Source organism: Mycobacterium gordonae (assembly GCF_001417955.2).
Taxonomy (GTDB): Bacteria; Actinomycetota; Actinomycetes; order Mycobacteriales; family Mycobacteriaceae; genus Mycobacterium; species Mycobacterium gordonae_B.
Genome location: NZ_LKTM01000345.1, coordinates 1 through 17,097 on the forward strand (window position 1 = coordinate 1; position 17,097 = coordinate 17,097).

Sequence of the window (17,097 nt, forward strand, 5' to 3'; positions counted from 1 at the left end):
CCGCCTGCCCCACCGTTTCCGCCCGCACCGCCGGCTTGCCCGGCTGCGCCGGGCGCACCGGCTCCGCCCACCCCGCCGGTGCCGGCGAAACCGGTCGTCGTTCCCCCGTTGCCGCCGCGCCCACCGTCGCCGCCACGCCCACCGGGGGCGACGGCATTACCGCCCGCACCGCCGGCGCCGCCGTTGCCGTTGGCGCCGGCATTTCCGCCGGCGCCACCCTGCTGGCCTGGCGCGCCCGACCCGCCGTTGCCGCCGTTGCCGGACAACCAGCCGCCGTCCCCGCCGTTCTGACCAGTTCCCGGCGCGCCGTCGGCGCCATTGCCCACCATCGGTCGGTCGGTGATCAGCTCGCTGGGCGCATTGACGAGCCCCATCAGGCCCGTCGCCAGCGGGCTGTCCAGGAGCGGCTGCAGCAGCCCGGCGTTACTGAACTCGATGCGCTCATATGCCGCCGCGCCCCGCGCAAATGCCTGAACGAACTCGTCGTTGGCCGCCGCGGCCTGCGCGCTGGCCAGTTGATATTCATGGCCGAAACCGCCGAACAACCGCGCGATGGCCGCCGAGACCTCGTCGGCGGCCGCCGCCGCGATGCCCGTCGTCGGCGAGGCCGCGGCCGCGGTGGCGGCCCGGATCGCTTCGCCGATGTCGAACAGGTTCGTTGACGCCGCCGCCAGGGCCGCCGGTGTTGCAATGACGTAAGACATCGGTACCTCTGAATCAGGCTTCGGTGGACGCGGGAAAGTGTGCTGTGCGGCTGGTCGGACGGGGGATCATCGACGCCTCGTCTAGAACAGCGTGAGCGGGCCGGCGAAGCTGATCGGAATCCGGTCGATCGTGATCGACGGCAGATCGAACGCCGGCAAAGCGCCGGACAGCCCCTGTCCCAACGGAATTCGCGGGATGGTCAGACCCGGGAAGGTCAGCGACGGGATGGTGACCGATAGCGGCAGGCCGAGTTCGATCGGGTCCACCGGGATCGAGAATCCGGGGATTCCCCCTGGCGGGGTCGAGACCGTGAACCACGGGATTTCCCATGCAGGCGTCGTGCTGGTGCTGGATCCACCGAGATTGATCTGCGGGACCACGCCTCCACTGAAATAGATCGCGCCGGTGGTGGTCGCGATGCCGGTCTTGATCTCATCGAAATGCAGGAACGCGTCGGCCGTCAGTCGGGGGATGCTGATGGGCTGCACCGAGACTGGGCCCGCGGTCGCGCTCGGGTCGAGTCCCAGGTGAATGGGCGGTGTGGAGAAGGACGGAATGGTGATCGGACCGATGCCGCCGCCGAGGTCGAAGCCCAGCGGGATCGACGGAATGTGGAACGAGGGGAGTACGGCGGGGCCGATGCCTCCGTTGGCGGTGACGTAGAGCAGTTTGTATGGCGGCAGCAGGTTGTCCGGGGTGGCCAGTTTGACGATGGCGTCCAAGCTGGCCTGGATGGCGGGGATGGTTCGGGCGGGAATGGTGAAGCCTTTGGGCCCGGCGGCGAGATCGAGGTCCACCACGTTGTTGGCCGGGAAGGTCAGCCCGTTCGGGAAGATCGTGGCGCCGTCGACACCGCCCGGCAATCGGAACCCCAGCGGGATCTTGTCGATCATGACGGCCGGCGTGTTGAAGCCGTAGGTCCCGCCGCTGAAGACTATCGAATACGGATCCTGGGTCGCGCTGCCGAGGACCAGGGGGTTGACGAAGAGCAGGTCGGTCAGCGGTTGCGAACCGATCGATATGTATGCGCCGGTAGGGGCGGGGATCGGGTCCCAGGGCGCATTGCCGCTGGTCCATATGACGAATGGCGATATCTTCGTCACCGCAGTCTTGAACGCGTCGAAATGGACGGTCGCCAACGGGTCGTTGAAGATCGCGGGAATCGTTTGGGACGGGATGCCGATCGGGCCCAGGCCGATGTCGCCGGTGATGTCGATCGGGATGTTCGGAAGCTCGATCGGCGGAATGGTGAATGCCCCATGACTCAGGCCGAAATTGAGGCCCAGTGGAATGGTGGGAATTGGGAGGTCCGGGATCTTTACCGGGCCCATGCCGCCGGAGAACTGGAAATCGACCAGGTTGAGTGACGGAGGAATACCGTCGATCGGATTGAGCAGGGTGGCGTCGAGGTGCAGGTGCAGCGGAATGGGGTCGATCGTGTAGCCATCGGGGAAGATCGTGAACGGCTGCAGGCCGCCGGTCAGCGTGTAGGTGACCGGAATCGGGTTCTGCGGGATGGACAGTCCGCCGGGGAACAGGGTGAAGGCGGGAATGCCGCCGTGGGTGTCGATGGTCAGCGGAATCGGGGAGGTCGCGATTCGCGGAATATTGATCGCTGGAAGGTTCAGCGTGACGGCCCCGGTCCGGGCATCGGTGGCGCCGGTCTGGACGAGGATGCCGGCGGTGGGTCCCAGGGTGTTCAGTTGCTGGCTGATCGCGAATTGCCCGAACGACCACGGGGGAAGGTTGTCGGGCTTGTATTGAGCGTTGAAGCCGATCGCCGGAAGCTGCAGCGTCGACCCGGTGCTGGCGGGGATGTTGAGCGGAATCACGATCTGCTGCGCCGGCATGTTGAGGCCCTCGAAGAGGGTGATGGCGGGTAGCGCGACGCCTTGGTGGATTTCCACCGGTATTGCGGGCACGTCGATCTGCGGCACGGTGAAGGAATTGATGTAAATGGTCTCGTTGATGTTGATCGGCAGCCCTGGAACGTGAATAGGGTCGATGTGGACGGGACCGAGGTTCTGGTTGATGTCGAGCAGGGTGATCCCCAGGTTGGGGTCGGCCACATTCTGGTAGTCGCCCGTGAAGAGTGCGCCGATGCTGTGGTCGCCGGAGATCAATATCCCGTCGTTGAAGTCACCCGAATTGGCCAACCCGATGTTGCCGTCTCCGCTGTTGAACAGGCCGGAGTTGACATTGCCGGGGTTGAACGCGCCGAGGTTGGCGTTACCCGCGTTGAAGAAGCCGAGGTTGCGCTCGCCCGCATTGCCCAGTCCGCTGCTGAAGTTGCCGGCGTTGAAGAGGCCGGTGCTGCCCAAGCCGGAGTTGCCGATACCGATGTTGTTGCTGCCCGAGTTGAAGAATCCGACGTTGTTGGTGCCGGAGTTGAACAGGCCGATGTTGCCCGTCCCGGAGTTCCAACCGCCGAAACCGTTCTGGTTGTCGCCGACCAGGCCGATGCCGACGTTGCCGGTGCCGGTATTGCCGAAACCGATGTTGCCCGACCCGGCGTTGCCGAACCCGAAGTTGCCCGACCCGGCGTTGCCGAAGCCGACATTCTTGCCCAGCAGGGTGCCTAAAGCACCGTTGCCCCAACCGATGTTGGCATCGCCGATATTGCCGCCACCCAGGTTGTAGCTGCCGATGTTGCCGTTGCCGAGGTTGAGGCTGCCCAGGTTGCCGCTGCCGACGTTGTACACACCGGCGTTGCCCAGTCCCGCGTTCATCAACTGCTGCTGGAGCCAGGTCGCACCGGAAGTCACCACGTCGCCCAGTTGCGGCCCGATGCTCCCCGGCAGGGCGAGGTTCGATCCGATCGGGATCGCGGGAATAAGTGTCTCAGGAATGGTGAACTGCGGTATTTCCGTCGTGAAGTTGAGCGGAATCGACTGTGTATAGCCGATGCCCGGGATGGTGGCGGCGGAGACGATGTCCAATGGAATATCGATTGGAATCGACCCGCCCAGCGAAAGCGGCGGAATGGCGATGGGGGACGTCATGAAATCGAGCGGCACCGTCATTGCATCGATACCCTGATTGACGACGAAGGCGAAGACGTTTCCTTCGAGTTGTCCGCCTATCACCGGTATGCCGCGGAGCGTGAACGGTATGGAACCGATGTTGACGTTGATGCCGATTGGTTCGGTGGCGAGGGTTCCGGAGGTGCCGAACGGCGGAATGACAATGGGCTCGTGCGTGACGAACCCGTAGTTCGCTAGGCCGTTCAAGCCCAGGCCGATGGCGGGGGTGGGAATAGTGGGCAAGCCGAGGTTCAGGTTGATGTTGCCTGATCCGCCCGCACGGACCGCCTGAATGAGCGGCGCCGCCGGGATATGGATGGGACCGATGCTCCCGGTGGTGGGCACCGGGGTCGGCGACAGCACCGTGGCGTTGATTTTGAACGGGAATTGATCGATGCGGAAGCCGTCCGGAAAAACGGTGAACGGATCGGAGCCGACGGAGAAATTGGTGAGGCTGACCGAGTTCTCCGGGAATGCGAGGCCACCCGGGAACAAAGTCATGGGATTGATGCCGCCGCCCAGGCCCAGAGTGACGATGTTCTGTGCGGGAATGCTGATGTCGGGCAACGCCAGTGGGGTGGTCGCCAGATTGAGAGTCTCGGGGCCGTAGAAAAGGGCGTCGACCGCGACATTGATGTTTCTCAGAACGAGCGAAGGCAGGCCGCTGCCCAGACTCATGCTGGCGATGTCGATGCGTGCGTTCGGACCGCTGATCGGGCCGAGCTGGAGCTGCCCGGTGAGATTGAGCGGGTCGAGAAGGTTGACCGAGGAAATGGAGTTCTGGGCCAGGGCTACGGTGCCCGTCGCGTGCAGCGGTATCTGCGGAAGGGCGATCTCGGGAATGGTGAAGCTGCCGATGCTGACGGTCGCGTTGGTGATCGCGGCGTGCGCCTGCGGTATGGCGATGGGTGCGACGTGGACGGGTCCCACCGTGCCGTTGGCCGTGATCGTGAGGGGAATCGACGGAAGTGGGAACAGAGGCACCACGCGATCGGCGCGGACGACGGTGTCCAATGACGCCGGGATGGCGTCGATGGTAATCCTCGGCGTGCTGAAGCCGTCGATCTGGCCGGCCGTGCTGATCGTCAGCGGAATGGCATGCTCGGGCAGGGAGAATCCGGGGATGGTGAAGGCCCCGGTGCCGGCCTTGATGCCGACATCGAAGTGCAGCGGGGCATCGGGGATGCTCAAACCGCCCGGGAACAGGGTGAGCGCAGGGGTCGTGTAGCTCAGTTGCGCGGCAATGGGATTGACGTTGGGGTTGATGAAGACGCCCTGGCTCAGGAAGAGGGGCCCCGCCCACAGCCCGGACGTTTGTATGCCGCCCGGCACCAGGTTGAATCCGGGAATTGTGATGATCTGGCTGGGGAACTCGATGGCCGGCACCAGGGTGATGGGCGACACCGTCAGGGGGCCGATGTCGATGGGAATGCTGAAGTCCACCAACGGGATTGCCGGGACGTGGATGGGTGGAACGGTCAGCGGTCCCAGCAGGAAGGTCTGGTGGAAGTTCAGCGGGATGGTCGGAAGGATCTGGATCGGTTCGATGGTGATCGGGCCGACGGCTCCGGCGACATTCAGTTCGAGGGGAAGAGTGATCGGGAAGATGTCGAAGCTGGGGCCGGTGGCGCCCAGGAATCCGGTGAGGAGATTGCCCGGATTCAGCAAGCTGAGCAGACCGAGGTCAGCCGCAGCCGCTCCCGCGGCGCCGGAGGCGAGAGTCCGTGCGATACCCGCGCTGACGAATCCCGTGCCCGGCTGACCAAGAATCGCGGGGACGCCGCCCGGCGCGGGCCCCGTACTCGTAACCGGGGTACCGGTGCTGGCCGTGCTGCCGAGGCCGCCGGCGATTCCCTGCGCCGCGGCGGCTATTGAGTCGGCAACGGTCGACAGCCCGCCGACCCCGCCGAGCAACTGGGCCGGTCGGGTGAAGGGCCGCAACCCCGCCACCAGCGCCGAAGCATTCAGATGGTAGCCGGCCATGGCCGCCACGTCCTGGGCCCACATCGATTCATAGGCGAACTCGGTGGCCGCGATGGCCGGGGCGTTCTGGCCGAAGATATTGGACAGGGCCAATGAGACGAACTGCGACCGGTTGGCGGCGATGACCCCCGGGTGCACCGCGGCGGCCACGACCGACTCGAAGGCGGCCGCGACCGCCCTGGCCTGCACGGCCGACGACTCGGCGGAAGCCGCCGCGGCACTCAGCCAACCCGCATACGGTGCCGCCGCGGCCGCCATCGCCGCGGCTGAGGCGCCCTGCCACGAGCCGGACACCAGCCCGGAGGTCACCGAGGAGAACGAAGCCGCGGCGGTCGCCAACTCAGCGGACAAACCCTCCCAGGCGGACGCGGTGGCCAGCAAAGGTTCTGGTCCCGCGCCGCCGAGCAGCAGTGCCGAGTTCACCTCCGGCGGAAGAGCGAAAAAGCTCACCTGTCCACCCCAAATCCGAATCGCAACTAAATCAGCAAGTCACCAAGTTTGGAGGCGAGCTTATATCGGAGGGGGGCAACGTTATTGGCGATTGAGAAAAGCCTCCGGCGCGAAGTCCAAAACGCCGATAAACGTTGTGCAATCTGCCTAAACCGACTGTGCACATTGCCTAGTCGGTTGTGTGACCAGTCAGTCCGCTTTGATTTATGCCGTACACCCGGGGGTAGTGCGGCGTTCATGAGCAAGCAGCATGTACCCGCACTGACCGCGAATGGAAATCAGTCTGACCCAATTCAGCGAGCAGTTGCTTTCGCCGGAATGAATACATTGTCGGAACCGCGCGGGTGCACCACTTGCGGCCACCAGAACCATCGTCCCAGCAAAGTCGCGATCGACGGCATCAGCAGCGTGCGCACGATCAACGTGTCGAGCAACAGGCCGATACACACTGTCGATCCGAACTGGCCGAGCACCCGCAGGTCGCTACCGAGCATCGACGCCATGGTGAAGGCGAACACCAGACCTGCGGCGGTCACCACCCCGCCGGTGCCTGCCATGGACCGGATGATGCCGGTCTTGAGGCCGGCATGAATTTCTTCTTTGAATCGGGAGACCAGCAGCAGGTTGTAGTCCGAGCCGACCGCCAGCAGGATGATCACCGACAGCGCCATCACGATCCAGTGGATCTTGATGCCGAACAGGTCCTGCCAGATCAGCACCGACAGCCCGAAGGACGCGGCGATGGAACTGGCCGCCGTGCCGACGATCACCAGCGCGGCAACCACGCTGCGGGTGAGCAGCAGCATGATCATGAAAATCAGCGTCAGCGCCGACACCACCGCGATCATCAGGTCGTACTTGGCGCCGTCGTGCATGTCTTTGAAGGTCGCGGCAGTGCCGCCCAGATAGACCTTCGCGTCCGACAGCGAGGATTGCTTCAGTCCCTCCTGAGCCGCGGTGCGCTCGGAATCGACCCGCGAAATCCCTTCCGGCGTCATGGGATCGCCCTGGTGGGTGATGAAGAATCGCGCCGACTTGCCGTCTGGAGACAGGAACATCCGCAGGCCGGTCTGGAAGTCGGGGTTGTCGAAGGCTTCGGGTGGCAGGTAGAAGAAGTCGTCGTTCTTGGAGGCGTCGAAACTCTGGCCCATGACGACGGCGGTGTCACTGAGCGCCTTCATCTGATCCAGCATCGCCGAGAACGTCGCCTGCATGGTCAGCGTCAGGGCTTTGGTCGTCTTCATCGTGGTGATCATCGGCGGGATCAGCACCAGCATCGAGTGCGTGGCGTCCGCCGTGCGCTGGATGTCTTTGGTCAGGAGGTCGAACTGTCCGGCCAATTGGTCGAATCCGTCGAGCGACTCGAACAGGGAACGCAGCGACCAGCAGATGGGGATGTCGAAGCAGTGCTTCTCCCAGTAGAAGTAGCTGCGGATCGGACGCCAGAAATCATCGAAGTCGGCGATGTGGTCCCGCAGCCGGTTGGTGATCTCGGCGGTCTCGGCGGTGGTTCGGGCGCTGTCGTCGGCGGCGTTGGACAGTTCCGTCGTCACCTTGTACATGCGCTCCATGGTCTCGATCATGAACTGCATCTCGTCGGCCATCTTGGTGATGTCCTTCATGCGGTCCTGCAGAAACGCCATGTTCTGCATCGTCGTCTGGCTCTGCATGCTGTTCTGAAAAGGTATGGAGCTGTGCTGGATTGGGATGCCCAACGGCCTGGTGATGTCCTGCACCATGGCGATGCCGACGGTGCGCATCACGTTCTTGGCCACCCGGTCCAGCACCAGCATGTCGGCGGGGTTGCGCATGTCGTGGTCGGCCTCGACCATCAGCATGTCCGGGTCCATCCGGGCCTGCGAGAAGTGCCGGTCAGCGGCCTGCTGGCCGAGGTTGGACGGGGCGGAAGCCGGTAGGTAGTAGCGGTCGTTGTAGCTCGTCACGAAGCTGGGCAGGGCCACCATCCCGATCAGCACGATAGCGGTGCTGACCGCCAGAATCGGTGCGGGCCAACGCACTACCGCGGTGCCGACGCGCCGCCACATCCGTCCCTGCCGGGCGGTGCTCTTGGACTCGAACAGATGGAACTTGCTCCCGGCGAAAACCACCGCGGGGCCGAGGGTGACGCCGGCCAGCACGACGACCAGCATGCCGATCGCCACCGGTGCGCCCATCGTGTTGAACCAGGGCAGCCGGGTGAAACTCAGGCAGTACGTCGCGCCGGCGATGGTCAGACCGGATCCCAGCACGACGGGAGCCACCCCGCGAAAGGTGGTGTAGTAGGCGGTTTCTCGATCCTCGCCCGCGCGCAGCGCTTCCTGATAGCGCCCGATCAGGAAGATGCCGTAGTCGGTGCCGGCGGCAATCGCCAGCATGGTCAGGATGTTGGCGGCGAAGGTCGTCAGGCCGAAAACGTTGTGATACCCCAGGACCGCGACGATTCCGCGTGAGGAGGCCAGCGCCACGAACGTCATGAACAACTGGACCAGGGTGGTGACGATCGATCGGTAGACCAGCAGCAGCATGATCGCGATCGCGCCGAGGGTGAACAGCGTGATGGTGGCCAGGCTGGCGTTGCCGATGATGTGCATGTCGTCGGACAACGCCGCCGGTCCGGTCACATACGATTTCACTCCGGGCGGTGGTGGATTGTGCTCCAACACCTTTCGGACGGCTTCGACGGAATCGTTGGCCAACGTGGTGCCCTGGTTGCCGGCCAGGTTCAGCATCACGTAGGCGCCCTTGGCGTCGGCGCTCTGCGCTCCCGCCGCGGTCAGCCGGTCACCCCAGAAGTCCTGAATGTGCTGGATGTGCTCGTGGTCCTTGCGCAGTTGGCGGATCACGTTGTCGTAGTAGCGGTGTGCGTCGTCGCCGAGCGGTTTGTTGCTCTCCAGCACGATCATGACCGTGCTGTTGGAGTCGAACTCCTTGAAGTTGTGCCCGAGTCGCATCATCGCCACCATGGACGGCGCGTCCACCGGCGTCATCGGAGCGGAGTGCTGCTCGCTGACCTTCTCCAGGGTCGGGACGATGACGTTGACCAGGACCGTCAGCACCACCCAGCCGATGATGATCGGCACCGCGAAAATGCGGATGGTGTGGGGGATGAGCGGGCGGTGACCGCGTTCCCGGGTGTCGTTGGGCGCAACCGTGATTGGTGCCGTGTCGTCGGTGGCGGTTCTGTGGTTGAGATCGCTCATGCCGACTTCACCAGGCAGAAGGTCTGGGGATTGACGCCGTCGGACTGCTTTTCTTCCTTCACCACGTTGTCGACCGTGATGCGGCAGCCGATTCGGCTGCCGTCACTCTGGGCCATGATGTTGGCGCTCACCGAGGGCAGCGTCGTCGAGATGGTGAAAGTCCATGGCAGCGGTGCCGCGTTGACCTGGTGAGTGTTGGCATCTGCATCCCAGTAGTTGATGTTCGCGGTGGACCCGGACGGACCGAAGATGTCGTACCTGACGACCTTCGGGTTGAACTGCACGATCTCGATGCCGGCACCCGCGTTGGCGTTGAGGTCTTCGGACCCGAAGATCTTGTGCAACCGCGACACGACCAGTCCGGAGACGGCCAGCACCACCACCAGCACCAGGGGTATCCACGCTTTCCTGAAGAAGCGGGTAGCGGGACCCGCGATCGCACCAGCCTTCATCGCCACCGCCCTTTACGAGTCTCCCGCCACAACTGACGGGTTGTAACGCCCGACAGCGGAGCTTGCTTCCCGATGCGACAAATTCGGGAGAATGTTTGCTCGGCTAAGTATGCTAACCCTTAGTGGACGCCAACGTTCCTCGGGGTGCCGGTCGTGTGCGCAACGACACAGTCAGCGTGCCACCCGACCGGTGACCGGCGGGAGGTCGGCGAGCGTCATGATGCCGGGCCTGGCGGCCACCACCGCGGGCACGGCGTTGGTCACCGGCATCGCGGTGTAGATCATGCCCAGCCCCATGAAGCCGGGCTCCGTCCAGTCTTTGGGCGGCAGGCAGTGCAGCACCGTGCGCATATTGGGCAGCCCGAACACCTGGATGACGTGCCCGTGCTCGAGCGGCTTGGGCGGGACGACGTGATCGCCCATGGTCCAGTTGAATCCGACGCTGACGACGTTGCGGTCGCCCTCCCACCCGCGGTGGTATCCGTAGACGCCCCCGACGGTTCCGGCGGGGATCTTCATGAAGCCCAGATCGGTGTCGCCGGTGGCAGCGGTGAACGTGACGTCGAAGGTCATCCGGTCCAGTCGGGCTCCGATGGCGTCGGCCATCATCGCGGCCGACTCGGCGAACACTTCACTTTCCCGTCGCACGCTCTCGGCCAGTCCCGGCGTGTCCGGGTCCTGCGAGAAGCCCATCGCCGTCTGGGTTCCCGCCGACTCGTAGGTCGAGCAGTCGACCGACTCGGTGATGCGGATCTCGTCGACGCGCTCGCAGGAGGCGGACAGCACCATGCCGACCATGTTCGTCATCCCCGGGTGCGCGCCGCTGCCGAAGATGGTCGAACCGCCGCGTTCGCAGGCCGCGATGATGCGCTCGCGGTCTCGCGGCGTCTGCTTGCCGCCGGTGATCCACGCCGCGCTGGTGCACACGTTGACCCCCGCTTCCAGCAGTCGCACCAGCTCATCGATGTTGGGCCACAACGGGTTATAACAACACGCGTCGGCTCCCAGCGCGATCAGCGCGTCGATGTCGTTGGTGGCCAGCACGCCGGTCGGCTCCGGCCGGCCCGCCAGCTCGGCGGCATCGACACCGACCTTGTCCGCCCCGTGTGCATAGACCCCGACGAGTTCCATGTCGGGCCGTCCGATGATGGCGTGCAGGGAGCGGCGCCCGATATTTCCGGTCGTCCACTGGATCACCCGCAGGGGACGGTCAGTGCTGGCTGTGCTCATCGGGCTCCTTTGCGCCGGTTGACGGCCGGTTGACGGGAGCCATTATCGCCGCTGCCGTCCGGCGTCAGTGAGGAGCCCGGTTCAGCACGGACATGGCACCGGACAGGATCTGTGAAACCGGATCCGCCCCGCCGCCGAAGGTGGCCTGGGTCGCGGGTGCGGTGACGGCCGCCGGGTCGTAGCCGATGACGGGGTCCACCTGGATGGGAGCCGTCGCCGGGTCGTCGTTGCGCGAGTAACCCGCGTTGACCATCGGCAGCAGCACCGCGTCAAGCTCGTTCAGCGTCTGCTCCGGCACCCCCGCGTACTGGAACGGCAATACCAGCGGAAGGTGCCGCTCGGGAATCAGATAAGTGGTCGTCGTCGCGCCGCGTGAGTTGACGGTCGTCCTGATGTTCTGTGGCGGCACCATGCTCGGGTTGGTGAACGCCACCGCGGTATGCCCGGTCATCAGGCCCGCCAAGGTGTTGGCCAGAGACATCCAGTTGTCCGGCCGGTCCGGGAAGTCGGCGATCGAGTCATAGGCGGAGATGAACATCTTGGTGTCGTACTGGCTCTCGAAGGGCGGCGGTACCGGGTAGTCGAGTGCGGGAACGACGCTGCCGACCGGGAACATGGCGGTCAGGAAGCTCTGGCCGAACGCGTGGCGCGCGACGGGGTCGCCGAAAGTGGCGAAGGTCAGTTGGTCCGGCGGGGGAGCGGTGGGGTCATTGGCGAGCCGGGCCTGCAGAGCGTCGAGCACCAGCGCACCCTCGGAGAGGCCGATCGTCGTTCCGGGACCGCCCCGGCGGATCGCCGCATCCAGGTTGTCGGCCCCGATGACGACCGATTCGCCGACGCTGGGTCCGTCCGCGCCCAGGCCGGGAAACATTTCGTCCAACCGGCCGATGCCGGGAAACAGGCGCCCCAGCACATGGCCCTGCACCTGGCCGGCGGGGTAGTCGACAATCTGCCGGCGCAGGCCCGGGAACCATTCGGCACCTTCGCGGCGGATGTACTCGTCATACGGGATGCCCAGCACGTGCGCGCCGCCCAGCGCGTAGGCCGTCCCGCCGACGGGTGCAGGGGGGTCGGCCGGCGTTTCGTCTGCGGTGGCCGCGGGGCCGCCGAAACATCCTGTTGCCGCGACAATTCCCAGCGCGGAAATTCCCGCGAGTAGCTTCTTCATCCCCACTCCCTGCCTGATTGGGGGCCTGATCGGGGCCTGATCGGCTTGGTTCCGCGAGTCTCGCACACCCCGCGCGGTCCCGCTAAATCGCTCGTCACCCGGCGCGTCCGGACAGCGACCGCCGCATGCTCGGCCCCCTGCTCAGTTTCGAGGGCCACCAACTGGCCCGTCCGATCAGCGTGGCCACGGCCGGCACCGTGATGGTCCGCACCAGGAAGGTGTCCAGCAGAATGCCGACGCCGATCACGAACCCGCCCTGGACCACGGTGCCGATGCTGGAAAACAGCAGGCCACCTACGGAGGCGGCGAAGATCAGGCCCGCGGCCGTGATCACACCGCCGGTCGAGCTCAGGGCCCGGATGACGCCGTAACGCACGCTGCCCGGCGACTCGTCGCGCATTCGGGAGATGAAAAGCATGTTGTAGTCGGCGCCTACCGCGACCAGGACCACGAAAGCCAGCGGCGGCACCGACCAGTGCAATTGCTGGCCGAGCAGGAATTGAAAGACGAGGACGCCCATTCCGACCGCCGACAAGAACGACACCACCACCGAACCCACCAAATACAGCGGTGCGACAACCGCACGCAGCAACGCCATCAGGGTCAATAACACGACGATGAGCGTGACGGCGATGATGAATCGAATATCGTGCTGGTAATAGTCGCGGGTGTCGCGCAGCGAGACGGGGTATCCCGCCATCGAAATTGACGCGTCCGACAATGCCGTGTTCGGCTGGGCGCTGCGCGCGGCGTCGGTGATGGCGTTGACCTGATCCATCGCTTCGGAGCTGAATGGGTTGAGTTTCGTTTGGACCAGGTAGCGAACCGAGTGCCCGTCCGGCGAAATGAATATCCTGGCCGCCTTCTTGAATTCGTCCATGCGCAGCAGCTGAGCCGGAATATTGAAGCCCGCCATCGACGGTTCGGCCGCATCATTTTTCAGCGACAGCAGGAACGCGGCGGCCTCGGCCAGGCCGGCACCCATCTCTTTGACCTGGCCGACGAGTTGTTCCACCCCGTCGGCAACCTGCCGGCTTCCGCCCGCGGCCCGGTCGGCTCCGCGCTGGAGGTTGTTGAGGCCCGACTGCATGCCGCCGGGCTGGTCCAGCCCCATGGCATGCATCGCCTTGGTGAGCCCGTTCAGCGTGCTGCGCAAGCGATCCACCGTCGCGTTCAGGGTTTGCCGGTCCTGGAACGTCTCCAGCTGGCGGGCCAGATCGTTGATCTCGTCGAGGCTCCCGTCGTTGCGTGCGGCCACCACCCGTTCGAATTGCGCCCGGGTTGCGCTGCACGAGGTGTCGAGGTCGCAAACCGGGTTGCCCTGCAGCGCGATCAGCACCGGTGCCACCCAGGCGAACATGTCCTTGACGGCGGTGAAGCTCAACCCCATGGAGTTGCCGAGCGAATTGATGCTGTTGACCAGTTTGGCCGCGGTCGCGACCTCTTTGACCAGCTTGTCGCCGCCGTACTGGGTTCGCATCGACGAGAACGAGTCGAGCAGACCCTGCATGCCAGACACCATCTGGCTGACCTGGCCCCGCACGTCGCCCAGATTGTCAGCGAGCGTGTCGGCCCCTTTGACCAGCCTGTTCAGGTCGTCGTTGTGGTCGCTGATCACTGTCGACCCTTCGCCCAGCCGCGCGCCGATGGCGCCCGCCTGGTAGGTGGCCCGGAACTCTTCGGGCACCGCCCCGGTAGGCCGGGTGATACCGGTGACCGCTGCGATATTCGGCAGCTGACTGACCCGGTCTGCCATCCGCTCCAAGTCGGCCAGCGCCCGCGGTGTGCGCAGATCATGCGGCGACTGGACCAGGATGTATTCGGGGATGGACTGATTCACCGGGAAATGCCGGTCCAGCGCGGCGTAGCCGACCGAACTCGGGGCGGACGCCTGCACGGCCTTGCGGTCGTCGTAGTTGTAGCGCACCAGACCCGCGCAGCCCGCCAGGATGATCAACACCAGCACGCTGGCGACCAGGTGGGTCTTCGGCTTGCGCACGATGCGAATCCCGGAACGCCGCCAGAATGTGGCGGTCAGCTCGCGCCTGGGTTTGACCCAGCCGCGCGGACCGGCCACCACGAGAATGGCCGGCAGCAGGGTGACCGCCGCCAGGAACGCCACGCCGACGCCGATCGCCGAGGACACCCCCACCGAGGAGAACACCCCCATCCTGGCGAAACTGATGCCGAGGAAGGTGATGCCGACCGTGGCGGCGGACGCGGTGATCACCTTGCCGATGGATATGAGGGCCCGTCGCACGGCATCCTCGTAATCGGAGCCCTGCCGCAGATAGTCGTGGTACCGGCTGATGAGAAAGACCGCGTAATCGGTTCCGGCGCCGGCGATCATCGCGCTCAGAAAGACGATCGACTGGTTGGAAACACCCAGGCCGCTCGCCTGGGAGAAGCCGGCGACCACCGCCTGGGCGATCGCCATCGAGATGCCGATCGCCAGCAGCGGCAGCAGCATGGTGACCGGATTGCGGTAGACCATCAGCAACACAAGAAGCACCAGCACCGCGATCGCGAGTTCAATCGGGAGTCGATCCTTTTCGCCGGCCACCGTCAGATCGGCGACGGTGGCGGCCGGTCCGGTCAGGTTCGCCGTCAACGGGCTACCGGCGAGGCTCTGCTTGACCACGCCGGTGACCTGCTTGAAGGCGGCGTAGGAGCGGGGCGTGCCCAACTCACCGGCGAGGCCGACCGGCAGCACCCAGGACTTGCGGTCCTTGCTGGTCAGCGCCGACCGCAGGGGCGGCGTGCTGACGAAGTCCTGCAGCATGACCACGTTGCGGGTGTCCTCACGCAGCGCGGCCACCAGCTTGCGGTAGGCGGCTTCGTCCGCCGGTCCGAGGCCCTTCTCGTTGGTGAGAACCACCAGCAGCAGGTCCTCGTTGCCAGACTCGTGGAACGCCTCGGTCATCTTGCGCGCGGTGACGGCGGACGGCGCGTCACTGGGCAGGATGGCGAGCGGGTGTTTCTGGGACATCTCGTTCAGGGACGGCAGTGTCAGCGGCAGCGCGACCGCAACCGCGACCCAGATCCCGATCACGGCCCAGGGCCATCGCACCACGAAATCGGCTAACCGTCGCAAATTGCCCCCACCTCAAGTTCTCGCGGTCCGCGCCCGCCGGTCACCGCCGGTCCCACTGCTCAATTATGTGTCGCGCCCGCCGCGACTTCGGGTATTTCACAAAAATAACGTGCATCAAAGAACTCCGAAGTACTCCCACCCTACGTGACGCGGCCCCAATGTCCGCTATCGGCGACCCGTGTGCACACGGATTTCATTGCCTCGACATATCGCGCGACCGACTTCTGCGCGATCGGATTGTCCGGGAACATGACCGCCATGGCGGTACCCTGCTCGTACCGGAATATGTAAATGGTCAATTGATAGGAATATCGGCGGTCGGAATAAATTCCGATGCTCTTGGCGGCACTCATTTCGGCTGCGGCAATCACGGCGTTCAGCGGGGCGGCGCCGCCGTGCAGAAAATTCGAAACCGGAAAGTTGGGTCGCGGCCAGTCCAGCCACGGCGCCAATTCCAGGACCCGGTAAAACGGTACCTTCGCCATGTCGAGGCTCGAATCGAATGAATCCTGGGCGGACCAGGCGGCTTCGCTGAAGGACGCCGCGGCAATGGGAATGGTGATAGGCACCAGGCCGGTGAACCAGCCCTGGGTCATGAAATTCTCGTCGCTCCGGCGCGAGTCCCGCGGAGTGAGCGCGTAATAGGTCGCCGCTCCGGTGAACTCGTGGTCCACCAGGGCCATGCATGCGAACAGGCCGCCGACGAAGCGCGCGCCGGCTGCGGTGCACGCCGATTCGAATCGGGCGGTCTGGTCGGCGTCCATCAGGCTTTCGGTGACCATGTCGCTGTTGGTCAGCTCCAAAGGGTTGCCCAGCGGAAGCGGAAATTCGGGAAGGCTGCCATTGTTATTCTCGGCGAACTCGATCCATTTGCGAACCTGCGGCGAATCCAGGGTCAGCGCCGAAGTCCGTTCCCGCTCCCGGACGCAGAAGTCGTCGTAGCTGCCGCTGTCGGGCAGCGCCAGGCCACTCTCGCCGCCCGCCATCGCCGCGTACACCGCGTTGGACTCCAGCATCGTGATGCCGATCAGGGTCGCGTCACCGTGGACATGGTCGATGCTCGCGTAGAAGGTGAAGTGGTCTTCGTGCTGGATGATCCCGAACGAGAAGCAGCCCCACTGCAGCGGATCGGGCGTCGCCACGACGTGGTCGTGGATTTGGTCGACGGTCAACTCGCCGTGATCGACGGGGACGAATTCGATATCGGCCGGATCCGTCATCGTGTGCCGGATGACGTCGCCGTTGTCGTCGTACTCGAACCAGCTGCGGTAGGTGTCGTGCCGGCGCAGATATGCGTTAAGCGCCTGATTCATGATCGCTATATCGCAATGCCCGGGCGCCTCACAGGTGGCGATCAACAGTCGGGAAAAGTCGAGACCGGAACTGGTTCGCTGCCGGTAATTCTGCAGATGTTGACCTTGCATGTAACTGACCGGCACCGAACTGACCGGCGCCTCCAGCGCTTTTTCTCTGGCCGCCTGCGTGGGGTGCCAGGAAATGACGGTGCCGGGGCGCACCGTCCAATCCTCGAGTGAACCGATTGTGATTTTCCCGATCTGCAAAATCTTTCCTTCCCGGTCGCCGGCTTTTCCCTGGCTTTCCCCCGTGTGAGTCGGCGCCGATATCACGATAACCGCATCGGCAGCCGCGGCAGCGGCCGCGTGCTAATGCGCGTGGCAGCTCGCATTCGGCCAGCGCCCATGGTAAAGACCGGCACCTGGCCCAGCGACGGCCGCACTACCTGGTAATTTGCGGATGTCGGCGCGCGGCGGATTCGTGCTTGCAATAATCG

General features: G+C 64.8%; 8 protein-coding genes and 2 pseudogenes. All 10 read right to left on the reverse strand.

Annotated features, from left to right (window positions below; translation table 11 throughout):
* Positions 1-704 (reverse strand): PE family protein (locus AO501_RS40370; protein WP_156452780.1); only part of this gene is annotated, 704 nt, incomplete at its 3' end.
* Positions 705-785: 81 nt separating this feature from the next.
* On the reverse strand, positions 786-4,406 hold the full coding sequence (locus tag AO501_RS25365) for a hypothetical protein (RefSeq protein ID WP_371935003.1): 3,621 nt from the start codon (positions 4,404-4,406) through the stop codon (positions 786-788).
* A gap of 792 nt (positions 4,407-5,198) precedes the next feature.
* Positions 5,199-5,300: pseudogene (locus AO501_RS40810) on the reverse strand (hypothetical protein); the annotation flags it as partial.
* Positions 5,301-5,729: 429 nt separating this feature from the next.
* Positions 5,730-6,161, reverse strand: a pseudogene (locus AO501_RS40815) (PPE family protein); the annotation flags it as partial.
* Between the two features lie 293 nt (positions 6,162-6,454).
* Positions 6,455-9,361: an RND family transporter gene (locus AO501_RS25370; protein WP_055580344.1), complete on the reverse strand. Its 2,907-nt coding sequence runs from the start codon at positions 9,359-9,361 to the stop codon at positions 6,455-6,457.
* Positions 9,358-9,813, reverse strand: a complete 456-nt coding sequence (locus tag AO501_RS25375; protein ID WP_055580345.1) for an MmpS family transport accessory protein — start codon at positions 9,811-9,813, stop codon at positions 9,358-9,360. The genes AO501_RS25370 and AO501_RS25375 overlap by 4 nt, the downstream gene beginning before the upstream one ends.
* A gap of 171 nt (positions 9,814-9,984) precedes the next feature.
* Positions 9,985-11,043 carry a dihydrodipicolinate reductase gene (locus tag AO501_RS25380; protein WP_055580346.1) on the reverse strand — a complete coding sequence of 353 codons (1,059 nt, stop codon included), beginning with the start codon at positions 11,041-11,043 and terminating at the stop codon, positions 9,985-9,987.
* A gap of 64 nt (positions 11,044-11,107) precedes the next feature.
* On the reverse strand, positions 11,108-12,211 hold the full coding sequence (pe, locus tag AO501_RS25385; protein WP_055580347.1) for an acyltransferase PE: 1,104 nt from the start codon (positions 12,209-12,211) through the stop codon (positions 11,108-11,110).
* A gap of 94 nt (positions 12,212-12,305) precedes the next feature.
* Complete coding sequence (locus AO501_RS25390) at positions 12,306-15,305, reverse strand: RND family transporter (RefSeq protein ID WP_197419949.1); 3,000 nt, start codon at positions 15,303-15,305, stop codon at positions 12,306-12,308.
* Between the two features lie 140 nt (positions 15,306-15,445).
* Entirely contained in the window at positions 15,446-16,867 is a 1,422-nt protein-coding gene (locus tag AO501_RS25395) for a condensation domain-containing protein (RefSeq protein WP_055580360.1), read from the reverse strand.
* Positions 16,868-17,097: the final 230 nt, after the last annotated feature.

Coding starts and splice junctions, on each gene's coding strand:
- pe (WP_055580347.1), bottom strand. CDS start 12,211: ATGAAGAAGCTACTCGCGGGAATTTCCGCGCTGGGAATTGTCGCGGCA.
- AO501_RS25380 (WP_055580346.1), bottom strand. CDS start 11,043: ATGAGCACAGCCAGCACTGACCGTCCCCTGCGGGTGATCCAGTGGACG.
- AO501_RS25375 (WP_055580345.1), bottom strand. CDS start 9,813: ATGAAGGCTGGTGCGATCGCGGGTCCCGCTACCCGCTTCTTCAGGAAA.
- AO501_RS25365 (WP_371935003.1), bottom strand. CDS start 4,406: ATGAGTCTGGGCAGCGGCCTGCCTTCGCTCGTTCTGAGAAACATCAAT.
- AO501_RS25370 (WP_055580344.1), bottom strand. CDS start 9,361: ATGAGCGATCTCAACCACAGAACCGCCACCGACGACACGGCACCAATC.